At 44.9% G+C, this 15,425-nt stretch carries 15 protein-coding genes; 1 reads left to right on the forward strand and 14 read right to left on the reverse strand.

Features of this window, described 5'->3' with window-relative positions:
* Positions 1-157: 157 nt before the first annotated feature.
* From AB2J24_RS13630 to AB2J24_RS13690, 13 genes are all read right to left on the reverse strand, one after another.
* Positions 158-1,570, reverse strand: coding sequence for an FAD-binding oxidoreductase (locus tag AB2J24_RS13630; protein WP_367385848.1), 1,413 nt, complete (start codon positions 1,568-1,570; stop codon positions 158-160).
* 13 nt (positions 1,571-1,583) lie between these two features.
* The gene (locus AB2J24_RS13635) at positions 1,584-2,555 is read right to left on the reverse strand and encodes an L-threonylcarbamoyladenylate synthase (protein WP_367385849.1); all 972 of its coding nucleotides are present in this window, start codon (positions 2,553-2,555) and stop codon (positions 1,584-1,586) included.
* The gene (locus AB2J24_RS13640) at positions 2,555-3,790 is read right to left on the reverse strand and encodes a class I SAM-dependent RNA methyltransferase (protein ID WP_367385850.1); all 1,236 of its coding nucleotides are present in this window, start codon (positions 3,788-3,790) and stop codon (positions 2,555-2,557) included. The genes AB2J24_RS13635 and AB2J24_RS13640 overlap by 1 nt, the downstream gene beginning before the upstream one ends.
* Positions 3,787-4,518: a TlyA family RNA methyltransferase gene (locus tag AB2J24_RS13645; protein ID WP_367385851.1), complete on the reverse strand. Its 732-nt coding sequence runs from the start codon at positions 4,516-4,518 to the stop codon at positions 3,787-3,789. Before AB2J24_RS13645 ends, AB2J24_RS13640 begins: the two co-directional genes overlap by 4 nt.
* Before the next feature lie 24 nt (positions 4,519-4,542).
* Entirely contained in the window at positions 4,543-6,465 is a 1,923-nt protein-coding gene (dxs, locus tag AB2J24_RS13650; RefSeq protein ID WP_367385852.1) for a 1-deoxy-D-xylulose-5-phosphate synthase, read from the reverse strand.
* A gap of 139 nt (positions 6,466-6,604) precedes the next feature.
* Positions 6,605-6,853: an exodeoxyribonuclease VII small subunit gene (locus AB2J24_RS13655; RefSeq protein ID WP_162651969.1), complete on the reverse strand. Its 249-nt coding sequence runs from the start codon at positions 6,851-6,853 to the stop codon at positions 6,605-6,607.
* Position 6,854: 1 nt separating this feature from the next.
* A complete protein-coding gene (locus AB2J24_RS13660; protein WP_367385853.1) occupies positions 6,855-7,781 on the reverse strand; it encodes a histone deacetylase family protein in 927 nt (308 codons plus the stop codon).
* A gap of 50 nt (positions 7,782-7,831) precedes the next feature.
* The gene (ribB, locus tag AB2J24_RS13665; protein WP_162651967.1) at positions 7,832-8,938 is read right to left on the reverse strand and encodes a 3,4-dihydroxy-2-butanone-4-phosphate synthase; all 1,107 of its coding nucleotides are present in this window, start codon (positions 8,936-8,938) and stop codon (positions 7,832-7,834) included.
* Between the two features lie 25 nt (positions 8,939-8,963).
* A complete protein-coding gene (gene aroC / locus AB2J24_RS13670; RefSeq protein WP_162651966.1) occupies positions 8,964-10,073 on the reverse strand; it encodes a chorismate synthase in 1,110 nt (369 codons plus the stop codon).
* A gap of 143 nt (positions 10,074-10,216) precedes the next feature.
* Complete coding sequence (locus AB2J24_RS13675) at positions 10,217-10,801, reverse strand: histidine phosphatase family protein (protein ID WP_367385854.1); 585 nt, start codon at positions 10,799-10,801, stop codon at positions 10,217-10,219.
* Positions 10,802-10,881: 80 nt separating this feature from the next.
* Entirely contained in the window at positions 10,882-11,694 is an 813-nt protein-coding gene (fabI, locus tag AB2J24_RS13680; RefSeq protein ID WP_162651964.1) for an enoyl-ACP reductase FabI, read from the reverse strand.
* A 166-nt stretch (positions 11,695-11,860) separates the two neighbouring features.
* The gene (locus AB2J24_RS13685) at positions 11,861-12,970 is read right to left on the reverse strand and encodes a DnaJ C-terminal domain-containing protein (protein WP_367385855.1); all 1,110 of its coding nucleotides are present in this window, start codon (positions 12,968-12,970) and stop codon (positions 11,861-11,863) included.
* A gap of 113 nt (positions 12,971-13,083) precedes the next feature.
* The gene (locus tag AB2J24_RS13690) at positions 13,084-13,467 is read right to left on the reverse strand and encodes an RT0821/Lpp0805 family surface protein (RefSeq protein ID WP_367385856.1); all 384 of its coding nucleotides are present in this window, start codon (positions 13,465-13,467) and stop codon (positions 13,084-13,086) included.
* Between the two features lie 151 nt (positions 13,468-13,618).
* On the opposite strand from AB2J24_RS13690, the gene pdxH reads away from it, so the two are divergent.
* Positions 13,619-14,239, forward strand: a complete 621-nt coding sequence (gene pdxH, locus AB2J24_RS13695) for a pyridoxamine 5'-phosphate oxidase (protein ID WP_367385857.1) — start codon at positions 13,619-13,621, stop codon at positions 14,237-14,239.
* A 3-nt stretch (positions 14,240-14,242) separates the two neighbouring features.
* On the opposite strand, the gene AB2J24_RS13700 is transcribed toward pdxH, so the two are convergent.
* On the reverse strand, positions 14,243-15,304 hold the full coding sequence (locus tag AB2J24_RS13700) for a polysaccharide deacetylase family protein (protein WP_367385858.1): 1,062 nt from the start codon (positions 15,302-15,304) through the stop codon (positions 14,243-14,245).
* Positions 15,305-15,425: the final 121 nt, after the last annotated feature.

The raw sequence follows: 15,425 nt of genomic DNA on the forward strand, positions 1-15,425 counted from the left end.
TAACTGGAGCTTTTGCTCTCTCGTTGATATGCAATTTACATGAGAGCAGTTTGAGACCACTTAAATTTCAAGGTTAAGAAATTCTGAGTTTTCAAGATGGTTATCAAAAGTAAACCAAGGGCTTAGACTTTTATTTACTTTATGAGGCAGGACTATATTAACGCTGCAAAACCTTGTTCGGATTCATAATGCCGTTGGGGTCAAAAGTGCGCTTAATGCCCTGCATTAGCTCGATTTCGATGGGCGCGCGTATCGCCGCAAGTTCGTCTCTTTTAAGCTGTCCAATACCGTGTTCGGCTGAAATTGAGCCGTTCATTTGCAGAACAATATCGTGAACGATCTTATTCATAGCTGCCCAATGAGACAAAAATTCTTGTTTGTCCGCGTTAACAGGCTGAGAAATATTATAGTGAATGTTACCGTCACCCATGTGGCCAAAGGCACAAATTCGGATTCCTGACATATATTTAGAGACTGCATCGGAGGCTGTTTCTAAAAAATCAGGAACCTTTGCAATCGGAACTGAAACATCATGTTTGATTGAGCCACCTTCTGGCTTCTGAGCCTCCGACATAGACTCGCGCATATTCCAAAAAGCTTGTTTTTGGCCCTCGCTTTCCGCCATTGCACCGTCTTTAGCAAAGCCTTTCTCATAGCCCTCCATAAAAAAAGCTTCTGCAAGATCACGTGCAGCTTTTTCTGATTGGCCGGATGATATCTCAACCAGCACATACCAAGGGTGAGGATCGCTAAGTGGATCTCGGCAACCATCTATATGTTTGATGGTAATTTCAACACCAAAACGCGGCATAAGTTCAAAGCCCGTCAGTGATGGACCGCAAAGTCTACGCGCAATATTAAACAATTCCAGTGCTGCTGATGGACTATCAAGACCGACATACATAACCTCGCGGCCAATAGGTTGCGGAACAAGTTTTAAAACGGCGGCCGTGATAATGCCTAATGTGCCTTCGGCCCCAATAAAAAGATCACGCAGATCATAGCCGGTGTTGTCCTTCTTAAGACGCCTTAGCCCATTCCAAATTTTCCCATTGGGTAGAACAACTTCCAGCCCCATGCACAATTCACGAGAATTACCGTAGGCTAATACGCCTGTGCCACCCGCATTGGAGGAAAGATTGCCCCCGATTTGACATGTGCCTTCTGAGCCAAGCGAAAGTGGGAAAAGAAGATCGTGTTCTTCTGCTGCAGCTTGTGCGTTGGCAAGAACAGTTCCCGCTTCAACCACCATGACACTGCCTAAAACATCAACTTCGCGGATTTTATTCATGCGCGAAAGTGAGATGATTATGTCGCCATCAGGAACTTGCCCACCGACAAGGCCAGTATTGCCACCTTGCGGAACGACGGAAATTTTGTGTTCGTTTGCAAGCTTCACTATCGCGCTAACCTCAACTGTTGAGCCGGGCTTGAGTAAAAGCGGCGAATTGCCATGATATAGACCGCGGTTCTCAACCAAGTGTGGTGCGATATCATCCTGATTGGTTACAGCATTATTTACACCAACAATATCGCGAAATTGTTCGATCAGTTCAGATGAAAGTTCCATTAGCTTTGGTTTTCTAATCTCGTGGTGCCGCAGCACGTTTTAAACGGTCATTGATGGCTTCGCCCAATCCATCATTCGGGATTGGGGCAACAGCTATCATATCCGCCTCGACTTTATCAGCCATGATCATCATATCAAACAGATTGTGTGCTGCTTCTTTTAAATTGCCCGAGGTGCTGAGGTTGAATTGCGCACGCGCAACATCAGCATCTATGATTTTCACGTCACCAAATGTAATGAGCACGTCTTCGGGTGATACAGCGTTCACGTTCAATCGCATCTTAGCATTCGGAGCATAATGTGATTGGAGCATCCCGGGAGCCTCTATGTCTACATTCTCGTCTAAGCGCATCAGGGGTTTACCGACGACATTTTCTATATCGGTTGCAGAAATACCCCCCGGACGCAAAAGATATACATCATCCCCCATAACTTTGATAATTGTGGATTCAACACCAAGTTCGCATGCCCCTTGATCGAGGATAAGTTCTATTTTTTGTCCCAGATCATCCTGCACGTGCTGTGCAGTTGTTGGGCTTATTTTACCGGAAGAATTTGCGCTCGGCGCTGCCAATGGTTTTCCAAATTTAGCGATCAGTTTTGATGCAGAACCTTTGGGAACACGAATGCCAACAGTATCAAGACCAGCTGTTGCAAGTTTGTGAATGCCGCTGTCTGCTTTAAGTGTTAATATGATAGTGAGCGCACCCGGCCAGAAAGTTTTGGCCAACTTAAGCGAAAGAGCATCAAATTCGGCATATCTCTTCGCCATGATAAGATCCGACATATGGCAGATGAGTGGGTTGAATTGTGGTCGACCCTTGGTTTCATATATCGATGTGATGGCCTCAGGGTTTGTTGCATCTGCCGCAAGCCCGTAGACGGTTTCAGTCGGCATGGCAATTGGCTTGCCACGTTGCAGGAGCTCGATAGCTTTTTGCAGTGCGCTGTTTTTATTATCAGTTAGCGATAGAATGCGTGCCATTATTTGCGCTCTAACAATGCCACGACCTCCACATGCGCGGAGAATAGAAATTGGTCAATTGCAGTAATTGATTTGATTTTAAATCCCCCGCCTGTCAAGATTGTCAGGTCGCGTGCCAGCGTAATAGGATTGCATGATACTGCTGCGATCTTCTTCACAACCGAACGCGCGAGTTGTTTGGCCTGTGTTTCGGCACCAGCGCGCGGTGGATCAAATACAACACCTTGGAAGTGCTTCAATTCATCTCGCATGAGCGGGCGGCGGGCTAGATCACGTCGTTCGGTTGTGATTTGTTTTAGGCCTTGTTGAATTCGAAATGCATTGTCAATTGTATTGAGCGCGGCTCCGCTCATCTCTACCGCATGTACCTGACTCTTTTTCGCCAATGGAAAAGTAAATGTGCCGCAGCCAGAAAACAGATCAGCGACCTTTTTCGAGCTTTTAAGATGTTTGCTTACGATATCCACCATCAACAATTCGGCGCGTTTGCTGGCTTGCAAAAATGAACCGGATGGAGGGTATACCGTAATATCGCCGAAACTTGTGGTGAGTGCTTCGGTTTCAACTAAAGTTTGATCATTGAAGGCAAGTCTTTTGATTACCCTACCTGCAACTACCTTCTTGATGACAGCTTGAATCTCACTCTCGCCAATTCTTGTTTCAGCTGAAACGGCAATATCGAGACCATTATCCAAAGAGGTGATCGTTAAATGTGCTGGTTTTGAATGAAGTGTAAGTATTCGTGCAACATCATTAATGTGGGATAGGTGGTCGACAATTCTTCTTGAGGCAACAGGGCATTCTTCAATCGCAATAAGATGATTGCTTGCGGCCTTGTGATATCCCAGCTCTGTACCTTTATTTGTCTTATTAGCTGTCAGAGTAACACGTCGTCGTTCACCCACCTGGCAATCGCTTATCATTTCAATTGGTGTGTCGATGTCAGCTTTTTGGAGTGCATCCTTTACAATGCTTAGCTTCCAGTCTGAGTAAGTTTCTGCATTCATATGTTGGGTTGCGCATCCACCACATTCACCAAAATGCTTGCAGATAGGAGTTACACGTGATGGACTTGCATCCAGTATTTGCAATACGTCGCCGCGAGAATTTGAAACATTTGCCGATACATGTTCCCCTTTAAGTGTAAATGGGATGTAGATTGGACCTTGATCATTTTGCGCAATTCCGTCACCACGAACGCCCAGGTGATCAATTGTAAGTTCTACTGTAGTCAAATTTTGACGCCCCCGATAAGAAACTCTCTATTACCATCTCCACCTAAAATGGGAGACGGGATAACGTCTAATGCAGACCAATTGGGCTGCGCGTCAAGCCACAGACGTAAATCTTCTGCTATTTTCTCCGCCAAGGTGGGGTCTTTTAGAAGTCCACCCTTTCCAATTGCATCTTTTCCAGCCTCAAATTGTGGTTTGATGAGCAAAATTGCGACGGCTCCACTCTTGGCTAGAGATAGGGCAGGCGGCAGTGCCAGTTTTAAAGATATAAAACTCACGTCGCTGACCACAATATCTATCTGATGCCCAGTAAGGTGTTCAATACCAAGTTCACGCGCGTTGAGCCCATCATATTGTGTAATAGACGGGTGATTAACTAATGATGCGTGCAGTTGGTTATGTCCGACATCGACAGCAATGACGTGTTTTGCATCTTGTTCCAGGAGCACTTGCGTAAAGCCACCTGTAGATGCCCCGATATCAATCGCTGTTTTGTCTGCAACGTCAAAGCCATAATATTCAAGGCCAGCTTTTAGTTTAAGCGCTGCTCGGGATACATATGTGCTTGCGGGATCATCAACGTTGATATCGGCATCGTTGCCAACTTTCTGTCCTGCTTTTTTTGCCGTATTTCCGTTTATGGACACCGCACCGCGAGAAATAGCATCGCTTGCCCGTGCGCGCGTTTGATAATAACCGAGTTCGACAAGTCTTTGATCAAGTCGCATGACGCTTCCTCTTATGAGGCGGTATTAAGCTCCAGAGAGCGGCAGAATTTTCCGCTCTGCACCCAATGCTTTAAAGGCGGTATCTATGATACCCGCACGATCAAGACCTGCTTTGAGATACATATCTTCAGGCTTAGCTTGGTCCATATAGATATCAGGCATAACAAGGGGACGGAATTTAAGACCGTGATCGAGCAAGCCTTCATGAGATAGGAAATGCGACACATGTGAGCCGAAGCCGCCAACAGCTCCTTCTTCGATTGTAATTAAAACTTCGTGTTCTTTTGCAAGCCTGCGAATAAGGTCATGGTCCAAAGGTTTTGCAAACCGTGCGTCGACTACAGTTGTTGATAGTCCGGCTGCATCTAAATCTTCAGCTGCCAATACGCAATCTGCCAAACGAGTGCCAAAAGATAGTAGCGCAACTTTTGTACCCTCTTTGACGACGCGGCCTTTACCGATTTGAAGAATTTGCCCACGATCAGGCATTTCCACACCAACGCCCTCGCCACGCGGAAAGCGGAATGAGATCGGACCTTCATCATATTCCGCAGCGGTACGCGTCATATGCATAAGCTCTGCTTCGTCACTCGCTGCCATGACAACCATGTTGGGAAGCGTTGCAAGGTAAGTTGTATCAAAGCTACCTGCGTGAGTTGGGCCGTCTGCACCAACAAATCCAGCGCGGTCAATAGGAAAGCGCACTGGTAGGTTTTGGATCGCTACGTCATGCACGACTTGGTCATAAGCGCGTTGCAAGAAGGTTGAATAAAGTGCAACGAAAGGCTTTAAACCTTCGCTTGCCATGCCGGCCGCAAATGTCACAGCATGCTGTTCGGCGATGCCCACATCAAAACAACGTGACGGATATTCAGCAAGAAATTTGTCCAAGCCTGTACCAGATGGCATTGCTGCAGTAACGGCGACGATCTTTTCATCAATCCCACCTTCTTGCACGAGTGATTTTGCAAATACGCTGGTGTAGGATGGTGCATTTGGTATCGACTTGCTTTGTGTCCCAGTTATGACATCAAATTTGCTGACGCCATGATATTTATCACTTGCTGCCTCGGCAGGTGCGTAGCCTTTGCCTTTTTGTGTCATAACATGAATAATGACTGGCCCATTTGAATGATCCCGAACATTACGCAAAACAGGAAGAAGATGTTCCAGGTTATGCCCGTCAATTGGACCTATATGATAAAAGCCAAGCTCTTCGAACATTGTACCACCGGTGACATAGCCACGCGCATGTTCAACAGCTCGTGTGATAGCACGATCGATCGTTTGTCCAAGATAGGCGGTCATTTTTTTACCGATATCGCGCATGCCCAAATAAGCACGGCCTGACGCGAGGCGGGCGAGGTACGCACTCATGGCACCTGTGGGTTGGGCAATCGACATGTCGTTATCATTAAGAATGACAATGAGACGAGCATCTAATGAACCCGCATTGTTTAATGCTTCATAGGCCATACCGGCGCTCATAGAACCGTCACCGATGACGGCAATTACATTGCGTGGATCGTCCTGAATTTCACTTGCGACCGCCATGCCGAGGCCCGCAGAAATAGATGTTGATGAGTGGGCTGCGCCAAACGGATCATATTCACTTTCAGCACGTTTGGTAAATCCCGATAAACCTTCTTCCTGACGAAGCGTGCGGATACGATCACGACGACCTGTTAGAATTTTATGTGGATAGCATTGGTGCCCGACATCAAAAATCAAACGATCATGCGGTGTGTTAAAAACTTTATGAATTGCCAACGTTAGCTCAACAACGCCGAGACCTGCCCCAAGGTGCCCACCCGTTTGGGAAACGGCGTCGATCATTTCAGCGCGAAGCTCTTCAGCCAGTTGCGGAAGATCAGCATCTTCAATGTGCTCAAGGTCATCGGGTTCGAGAACTTTATCCAGAAGTGGTGTTTTAGGCGGTTGTTTCACAAATATTCCTCACATCTAGATAAGGCCTAAAGGTTCAGCCTTGTTCTGTAAATAGGAATTCATAGATGAACGTTGCGTCAAATCAGCTTACGAACCCAGATTAACAACAAAAAGGGGAGTAAAAGAGGCCTTTTATTGATTATTCAGCATCCAAAGGCTCTGTACCCTGCGGTGCGCCAGATTTATCAAGTCGAATTTTTTCAATTCGTTTTTCCGCAGCATCAAGTAGCTTCTTGCTGTGCTTTTTTAAAGCTTCACCGCGTTCGTAAATCTCGATTGATTTCTCAAGCTCAACATTGCCGCTCTCAAGTTTGGTGACAATGTTCTCAAGTTCAGAGACGGCTTGTTCAAAACTCATCTGTTCGATGTCTGAATTATTTTCGCTCATATCAACCTCTCATCAAACGATAGATGTGTGCCCCTGCCGACTCGGCAAGACCGAGAAGATCATACCCCCCTTCAAGCACGCTGACGAGACGATTATTGGCAGTTTTTTCAGCTATATCCATGATTTTCCCTGTAGCCCAGTCAAAATCATCGGCAACAAGATTAATTTGCGCCAGTGGATCGCGGTGATGTGCATCAAATCCAGCAGAAATCAAGATAAGATCCGCACCTGCTTCTTCTAATGCTGGCAATATGCGCGTCTTAAACGCTTCACGGAAATGATCGCTCCCATCATTGGCTGACAGCGGAGCGTTGGTTATATTACCTTTACCTGTCTCGCCTTTTGCACCTGTTCCCGGAAAAAGCGGCATTTGGTGTGTCGAACAATATATGACGCTCGCATCATCATAGAAAATATCTTGAGTTCCATTCCCATGGTGAACATCAAAATCTACAATAGCAACGCGTTCGGCACCATGTTTTTGTTGTGCATGACGAGCGGCAATCGCGACTTGATTGAATAGGCAAAACCCCATGGCAGTATCACGCTCCGCGTGATGGCCCGGTGGACGCGTTGCAACAAATGCGTTATCCGTCTTCTGTTCAAAAACGTCATCAACCGCTTTCATCGCACCACCAATTGCGGTGAGGGCAGCTTCATAGCTAAACGGTGACATGGTAGTCTCGCCGTCTATTTTAATGATACCGGTTTCTGGAACTGCATTCTGAACTTTTTTTAAATGATGCTCTGGATGTGCCAGTAATACAGCGTCTGGAGACGCCGCCTTTGCCTCGCAAGTGACAAGAGTTTGAAAGTTTTCATGTTCAAAAAGCTGTTCAAGTGCACGCAATCGATCAGGGCGTTCGGGATGGCCGACGGGGACAATATGCTCAAGGCAAATTGGATTTTTGAAAAGTTCAGTTGTCATACAACCTTATCCATACGCGTTGAGCCATATAATTCCATATGCGACCAATATTAAGTTTCGACAATTTCAGTTTCAGAAATCTTAATACCAAATCCCTCTAAACCGACATAATGCCGTTCTTTTGATGCTAGCAGGCGAATAGACGTTGTGCCAAGATCTTTTAAGATTTGTGCGCCAAGGCCAATTTCAAGCCATTCTTCTTCGCGGCTTTGCGCTTCTGCGTGGGCTTCTTCACCGGAAACTTCCAGTCTCCGCGATGCTTCTTTACCAACACCAACTGAACCTTCACGAAGATAAACTACGATCCCGCGATCATGCTCAGAAATTTTCTTCATGATGTCTTGAAGAGGTGGCTTTCCTCCAAATACATCTTCTGCAACAGATTCAAGATGTAGTCTGACAGGTATATCCACACCATCGCGAATGTCGCCAAAGACAACAGCCAGATGTTGCATTGGGTCCCACGGCAAAGAATAAGAATGTGCTGTTGCCGGACCGTTCGCTGTTTCTATTGTAAAGCTTTCATTGCGAACAATAAGCGTTTCTTGTCTTTGGCGGTAGGCAATTAGATCCGCAACAGATACTTCTTTTAGTCCATTTTTTGCAGCAAAATCACTAACTTGTACGCCGCGCATAACAGAGCCGTCATCATTAACGAGTTCGCAAATAACTCCGACCGGTGGCAGATCTGCCAGTTTGCATAGATCAACAGCGGCTTCGGTGTGTCCGGAACGCATGAGAACGCCACCTTCTCGCGCGACAAGCGGAAAAATGTGACCCGGTCGGACGAAATCTACGGCACCAGAGTTCGGGTTTGCCAAATTTCTTACCGTTAATGTGCGATCCTCAGCAGAAATTCCTGTCGTTGTCCCATGTTTATAATCAACAGAAACAGTAAAAGCCGTCGAATGCGGTGCATCATTCTCAGCGACCATTGCATTCAGGTTGAGCCGTTTAGCTTCCGAGCGCGGCATAGGCGTGCAGACAATACCCGATGTGTGGCGAACAATGAAACCCATATTTTCCGGTGTACAATGGACGGCAGCCATAATGAGGTCACCCTCATTCTCGCGGTCATTATCATCTGTAACAACAACCATCTCTCCACTTTCAATTGCACGGATAGCTTCGACGACTCGAGTTTGATCATATGACATTGAACGCTTATTCCTATCTTCTAATCTAAAGTTCTAGATTGCCGTTAAGTCGACCAGTTTGGCCTCGATCTCGTAAGTAATGATCTGCAATCGCACATGCAACCATGGCTTCTCCAATTGGCACAGCGCGGATGCCAACGCACGGATCATGTCGTCCTTTGGTGCGAACATCAACTTCATTACCGTCTTTGTCTATGCTTTTTCGTGTCGATAAGATTGATGATGTTGGTTTGACTGCAAAGCGAGCAACAACAGGCATACCCGTTGAAATTCCGCCTAAAATTCCACCAGCATTATTAGACAAAAATTCAGGCTTGCCATTCTCTCCGATGCGCATTTCATCGGCATTTTCTTCGCCAGTTATTCTTGCTGCTTCAAAACCATTTCCAATTTCAACGCCTTTCACCGCGTTGATGGACATTAGATTTGCCGCGATATCGGTATCAAGTTTTGCGTAAATGGGGGCGCCAAGTCCGACAGGGACATTTTCTGCGACAACTTCAATAATTGCACCGACAGATGATCCTTTTTTACGAATATCATCTAGATATTCTTCCCATATGGGGACGATATCTTTATCAGGTGCAAAAAAAGGATTGTTGTCAACTTCAGACCAATCCCAATTATCGCGATTAATGGCTTTGTCGCCAATCTGGACAAGTGCTGCGCGAACACTAAGATTGGGAACGACGCGACGCGCAAGGCCACCAGCAGCTACGCGAGTTGCTGTTTCTCGGGCTGATGAACGTCCACCACCCCGATAATCACGTAAGCCATACTTCTCATCATAGGTGTAATCTGCATGGCCAGGGCGATACCGTTTCGAAATTTCAGAATAATCTTTTGAGCGTTGATCTGTATTTTGAATTTCAAGTGAGATAGGTGTGCCAGTTGAGATAAATGAACCATCTTCCTGCGGTAGAACACCTGAGAGAACGCGTACTTCATCGGCTTCGCGTCGTTGGGTCACAAAACGAGATTGACCAGGTTTGCGTTTATCAAGCCAGTGTTGCAATTCTTCGGTAGTGAAGTGAATGCCGGGAGGACAGCCATCAACAACACAACCAATGGCAATGCCATGGCTTTCGCCCCAGGTTGTTACTCTAAATAGATGTCCAAATGTGTTGTGAGACATGAAGTTATACAATTCTGTTTGTAAAAGTTTGGTCTGTTAAATGAAACCTCGACCGAGTTAAAATAGATCTGAGTGATCTTTTAGGTTAATTTATCTGATTGTGGAATAGCTGCGCATGTAATTTCATTCATCCAGCATGAATTTTAAATCCATTCCGCATTTGTGCCTTTGATGCTCAAAAATTCATCTTGAGGTATTTGAGTAATCGCAGCATTGTGACCGAAAACTTCACCTTTGATTTGCAACATCACGCGCATCACACCCCCATGGCAAACACAAATTGTAGGTTTTTGAAATTCTTCAAACACAGGCGTAATCCGTTCAGCTAAGCTGGCATAACTTTCTGCACGTTCACCTGGGGGCGTAAATGTCCATTTATTCGCCTCCCGTTGAGCGTAAAGTTCAGGAAATTTTTGCTCCAGTTCATATGCAGTATGACCTTCCCAATCGCCGAAATTAATTTCGGTTAAGCGCTTATCTATTCGATAATCTGCTTTTGGCAACTCCAATTCAGATCGAATGATCTCCATTGTTTCACGCGCACGACCTAACGGGCTGCACACGAAATCAAACTTAGAACTATTTCCCCTTAGAATTTCATTCAGCTTCTTACCATTCCTTAAGGCTTGGCCTCTACCGATATCATTTAGTGGAATATCCATACTGCCTTGGAAACGGGCTTGCGCGTTGAAATCGGTTTGGCCGTGTCGAATTATATATAGTGACATTTAATAACTCTGATATATTGCAACTTTAAGTTTTTCAGACAGTAAAAAGGGGCCCGAAGGCCCCTTGAAAACTCGGTCATTTAGACTGTACTAATGTCGGGCGCATCAACTGCTTTCATACCAACGGTGTGATAACCGGAATCGACGTGATGAACTTCGCCTGTTACCGCAGATGATAGATCCGACAATAAATAAAGTGCCGAGCTTCCAACTTCTTCAATTGTTACGGTGCGCTTAAGTGGCGAGTTATATTCGTTCCATTTCAGGATATAACGGAAATCGCCAATGCCAGAAGCTGCTAGTGTTTTAATTGGGCCGGCAGAAAGAGCATTCACGCGGACATTGCTGCTACCTAAATCAACGGCTAAGTAACGAACACTCGCCTCAAGCGCAGCTTTTGCAACACCCATAACATTATAATGCGGCATAACACGCTCAGCGCCATAATAGGTCAGGGTCAGCATCGAGCCACCATCAGCCATCAGTTTTTCTGCACGCTGAGCTACGGCGGTGAATGAGTAGACGGAGATGTCCATCGTTTTCATAAAATTATCGTGGCTTGTGTTTACATAACGGCCAGTGAGTTCGTCTTTATCAGAGAAAGCAATGGCATGAACAAGAAAATCAATCTTGCCCCATTCTGCTTCTAATTTGGCAAAAACATCATCAATAGTGCTTTCGTCCGTGACATCGCAATGTCCCGCAACAATTGCGCCCAGTTCATCAGCTAGCGGTTCGACCCGTTTTTTAAGAGCTTCGCCCTGATATGTTAGCGCTAATTCCGCGCCAGCGTCTGCGCAAGCCTTTGCGATACCCCATGCAATTGACCTGTTATTGGCAACGCCCATAACCAAGCCGCGTTTGCCTTTCATAAGGCCATTTGTATCTGTCATTTAGTTATCCTCGTGCTTCAATGATGAAACCATGCAATATAAAAATGGCTATGACACAGCAAGGCCATGCATTCAAGCGTTGAAGCAGTTTCATTATGCCTTGCTAAGTGTTTAAGCTAAAAAAGTGACTATGGTTTTCCTGAAAGTACTTAGAATTTGATGTTTTCTATACAAACCAGCTTTTACGGGTCGATTTAAGGATTGTTTTTAAGTCTTCGTTTTGTCGTTCAGGTAAAAGGATGCAAACATTTGCACATAGATCGCCCCTTTCTCCATTCAAACTCGGTAAACCTCGGTTTGGAATACGGATTACATGATTTGAGCTTGTCCATTCGGGCAATTGAAATGTTGCCGGTCCTTCGGGTGTTTGTGCTACAACTTCACCACCGAGAACTGCATCAGCAAGATCAACAGCGAGGTGCGTATGTAGTTCACCATTTCGTATCCAAAATTTTTCGTTCGGACGATAGCGCACTTTCACAATTATATCACCAGGAATCTCTCCTTTTCGGCAATCTCCCATGCCAGCCAGGCGTACTTCGCCACCATCAGGCGTTCCAGCGGGAATATGAACTTTTACGCCATTTTTGCGCTCTGGTTGAACAGGAAGCGTAACACCTGTAAATATATCTGCCAGTTCGACATCGAGAATGAAGTTTCGGTCTGGAGCCTGTGTTGTTGATTTTTCTCTGTGCCGTTCAAATTTTGTAAATGCGCTATCAAGTGCTGAGATGGCTTCATGTTGGTAGTTTTTTTCACGTTCAGCTGCAATTTTTCTTGCTTTCGCTTCAAATGCAACACGTTCTTCTTCTGTACCAAATATTTGGCCAATCATGTCACCAAAAGAGGCATTTGCAAATGGATTTTCAGTTTCATTGCGACGTTGTTCTGTTGAAGGTTTCGTCGCAGATGCTTGCTTTGAAGCCGCTGATGTAGTGTTTGTATTTACACTAGCTTTCTGCTTTTTCTCAGTTTTTTCGTCGTCACTGGCCGCTGTTTTTGATTTTGCAAACGGATTAAAACCTTGATTTACAAAAGTATGTTTCTTCTTACGTCGACCATTCGCGTCAATTTTTCCACCATCGAAAAGTTTTCGACGCGGACCATCTGTTAAGAGTTGGTAGGCATTATTAATCTCGGAGAAAACTTCAGCAGCTTTCGGGTCAGACGGGTTTTGATCAGGGTGCCAAATCTTTGCCAACTTGCGATAGGCGGTTTTGATATCATCGTCTTTTGCAGACTTATTAATACCCAATACAGAATAGGGGCTACGCATTACTCATACCTTTAACTAACTACAGAGCTAAGTTAGCAAGTAGATATTAACCACAAGTATATGAGAGATGCTCAATAGTAATTATGCGAAATCAGGGAGACGTTGCTTTATGCTTAAATGACGGGATAGAAACTGTGAAGCTTCCAGCCTCCATTAGATGTGCTGCAACTAACACCTTTGTAACTCGATACACCTTCAAAGCTTAGTCGAGTTGATTTGAAGTGTTTGCAGACGCCATTGCCGGATGCTTTTTCGGATAAATAGGAGATCTCACCCTGGCTACCAGTTACATTATTAGACCAAAAGAGGGGTGAAATATTTGAGTTATCTACTGAAGCTAAAGTATCAATATTAAATGGTTTTGCCTTTGATACTGCGTGCTGAATGCTCATCGCATCGGCTAAAATTTCATCTGAAAGATCAAGATCCTGCAAAGCAGCTATCGAATAATTACCAATTTGTTGTGTTGCCTGGACTGTAGGTCCAACCGAACTCATACAGCCTCCAAGTGCGAATACGCTCACTATGAAACACAATTTTGCGACAAGACGGCACATTGTACTTTTAGTGGAAATACTGGATTCTACGGCGAGACTCATTCAACAAACCTAAAAAACAAATGAACTTGTTAAGCAATTGGAAAGCATTATGACTGAGAAAATGTTAACAAATAATGACTTCACACAATCTGATGACCCGTTTGAGCTGTTCGCAACGTGGATGGCCGATGCAAAAGCAAGCGAGCCGAATGACCCAAATGCGATGTCGGTCGCAACAGTAGATGAAGACGGCATGCCAAATGTGAGAATTTTGTTGCTCAAGGATTTCAGTGTTGATGGCTTTACATTCTACACCAATTTCGAAAGCACCAAAGGGTTAGAGCTGCTTGCCTCAAAAAAGGCATCTCTTTGTTTTCATTGGAAAAGTCTGCGTCGTCAAGTGCGTATCCGTGGTGGTGTTACGCAAGTATCGGAAGCCGAGGCAGATGAGTATTATAACTCTCGACCAAGAGGTAGCCGGGTAGGAGCTTGGGCATCAGCACAGTCGCGAGAGTTATCCGAACGTAGTGAATTGGAAGGTCTTGTTAACCAGTTTACCGAGAAGTTTGGTGATGGTGATATCCCCCGTCCTTCACATTGGTCTGGCTTTAGACTAACACCGCTTTCGATTGAGTTTTGGCATGATCGTCCATATCGGCTGCATGACCGGATTGTGTTTGAAAGAGCAGCAAGTTCTGACGATTGGACGACAAAGCGCCTTTTTCCATAACGGTTATCCAGCCTTCATAAGCTTAAACGGAATGCCAGAAGCTAGTGCTTTAACATATCGGCTTCGCTGATAATATCCGTTGAGTGAAATGCGTTTGAGTGCGAATAGGTTTTGACAGGCGGTTTGATCAAGCACATTTGGCTCAGTGGTAACAGATAAATCAAAACCCGAGTTGCGCGCCTTCTCAAATTCTCTTTTGCCTGCATTTTCTAGTTTTCCATAAGGGAAAGCGAAATGGGGAGCAGGCATGCCCGTTATTGTTTCAATGTGGTCTTTTGAAAACGCCATCTCAAAACCAAGTTTCTGATCATTTACCAGTGCCAAATTGGCGTGACTGATAGTGTGCGCGCCAATGTCTGCCAATGGTTCTTTAGATAGGTTTCGCAATTCTTCATCTGTTAAAATGAGAGCATTGGTAATATTTTGAGCATTAATTCCGTGCTCAGAAGCGAGTTGATCCAATCTTTCGACAGCAGCACTATGCTCTAGCATTGTCATATCTTGAGATATTTGCTCGAATGCGGCATATTTTTGCGCAGCCGATTTTACTTCAAAACGACGTTCGCCCTTACCAATGTCGTAGTTGAGTTCATCAACTTTCATCAATAATTCAGCGGTTGTTTCCCACCACATGGTATGGGAACGCTCAACGAAACCACTACAGGCAAATACCGTGAAAGGTACATTGTGCTTTTTAAACACCGGCAACGCATATTCGAGATTATTTTTATATCCATCATCAAGAGTAAAAAACATCGCAGGTTGGCGAGGGTTTGGGTCTTTTAAATAGGTCTTTAAATTGTTTAGTGAGTGAGCGCGGTAATTCTTTGCTTTCAATGCCAGAATTGTTTTTTCCAAAAAATCCGGGGTCACGCTCAAATGCGCACTTGGGTTAAACAATGGGTCAGGTGTGGGTTCAACCCGGTGCATCGTGAAAATAGCGCCAATGCCTGATAATTCAGACATCATACCTAAGCTATTGATCCCGGAAATTGTTTCCAAACCAGCTTGAATCATTGCCTTTTTCATTGATCTGCGAAGAGCTATCGCAAGGGGTTTGTTCATTTCATATGGCCTTGAGCTAAGATACTCGCGATAATAAATGAATTCTATTAAGTTAGATTGAATTTGAAACGCATTTACGCTTTATATTGCAGAACCTGTCTTTGTAGTTAAAATCGAGTAA

Source organism: Lentilitoribacter sp. EG35, from assembly GCF_040784015.1.
In the GTDB taxonomy this organism is placed as follows: Bacteria; Pseudomonadota; Alphaproteobacteria; order Rhizobiales; family Rhizobiaceae; genus Lentilitoribacter.

Excerpts from the sequence above, each read along its gene's own strand:
- AB2J24_RS13700 (WP_367385858.1), bottom strand. The coding sequence starts at position 15,304 with ATGAACAAACCCCTTGCGATAGCTCTTCGCAGATCAATGAAAAAGGCA.
- AB2J24_RS13635 (WP_367385849.1), bottom strand. The coding sequence starts at position 2,555 with ATGGCACGCATTCTATCGCTAACTGATAATAAAAACAGCGCACTGCAA.
- ribB (WP_162651967.1), bottom strand. The coding sequence starts at position 8,938 with ATGTCATATGATCAAACTCGAGTCGTCGAAGCTATCCGTGCAATTGAA.
- AB2J24_RS13685 (WP_367385855.1), bottom strand. The coding sequence starts at position 12,970 with ATGCGTAGCCCCTATTCTGTATTGGGTATTAATAAGTCTGCAAAAGAC.
- AB2J24_RS13660 (WP_367385853.1), bottom strand. The coding sequence starts at position 7,781 with ATGACAACTGAACTTTTCAAAAATCCAATTTGCCTTGAGCATATTGTC.
- aroC (WP_162651966.1), bottom strand. The coding sequence starts at position 10,073 with ATGTCTCACAACACATTTGGACATCTATTTAGAGTAACAACCTGGGGC.
- pdxH (WP_367385857.1), top strand. The coding sequence starts at position 13,619 with ATGACTGAGAAAATGTTAACAAATAATGACTTCACACAATCTGATGAC.
- AB2J24_RS13655 (WP_162651969.1), bottom strand. The coding sequence starts at position 6,853 with ATGAGCGAAAATAATTCAGACATCGAACAGATGAGTTTTGAACAAGCC.
- AB2J24_RS13645 (WP_367385851.1), bottom strand. The coding sequence starts at position 4,518 with ATGCGACTTGATCAAAGACTTGTCGAACTCGGTTATTATCAAACGCGC.
- AB2J24_RS13630 (WP_367385848.1), bottom strand. The coding sequence starts at position 1,570 with ATGGAACTTTCATCTGAACTGATCGAACAATTTCGCGATATTGTTGGT.
- AB2J24_RS13690 (WP_367385856.1), bottom strand. The coding sequence starts at position 13,467 with ATGAGTTCGGTTGGACCTACAGTCCAGGCAACACAACAAATTGGTAAT.
- fabI (WP_162651964.1), bottom strand. The coding sequence starts at position 11,694 with ATGACAGATACAAATGGCCTTATGAAAGGCAAACGCGGCTTGGTTATG.
- AB2J24_RS13675 (WP_367385854.1), bottom strand. The coding sequence starts at position 10,801 with ATGTCACTATATATAATTCGACACGGCCAAACCGATTTCAACGCGCAA.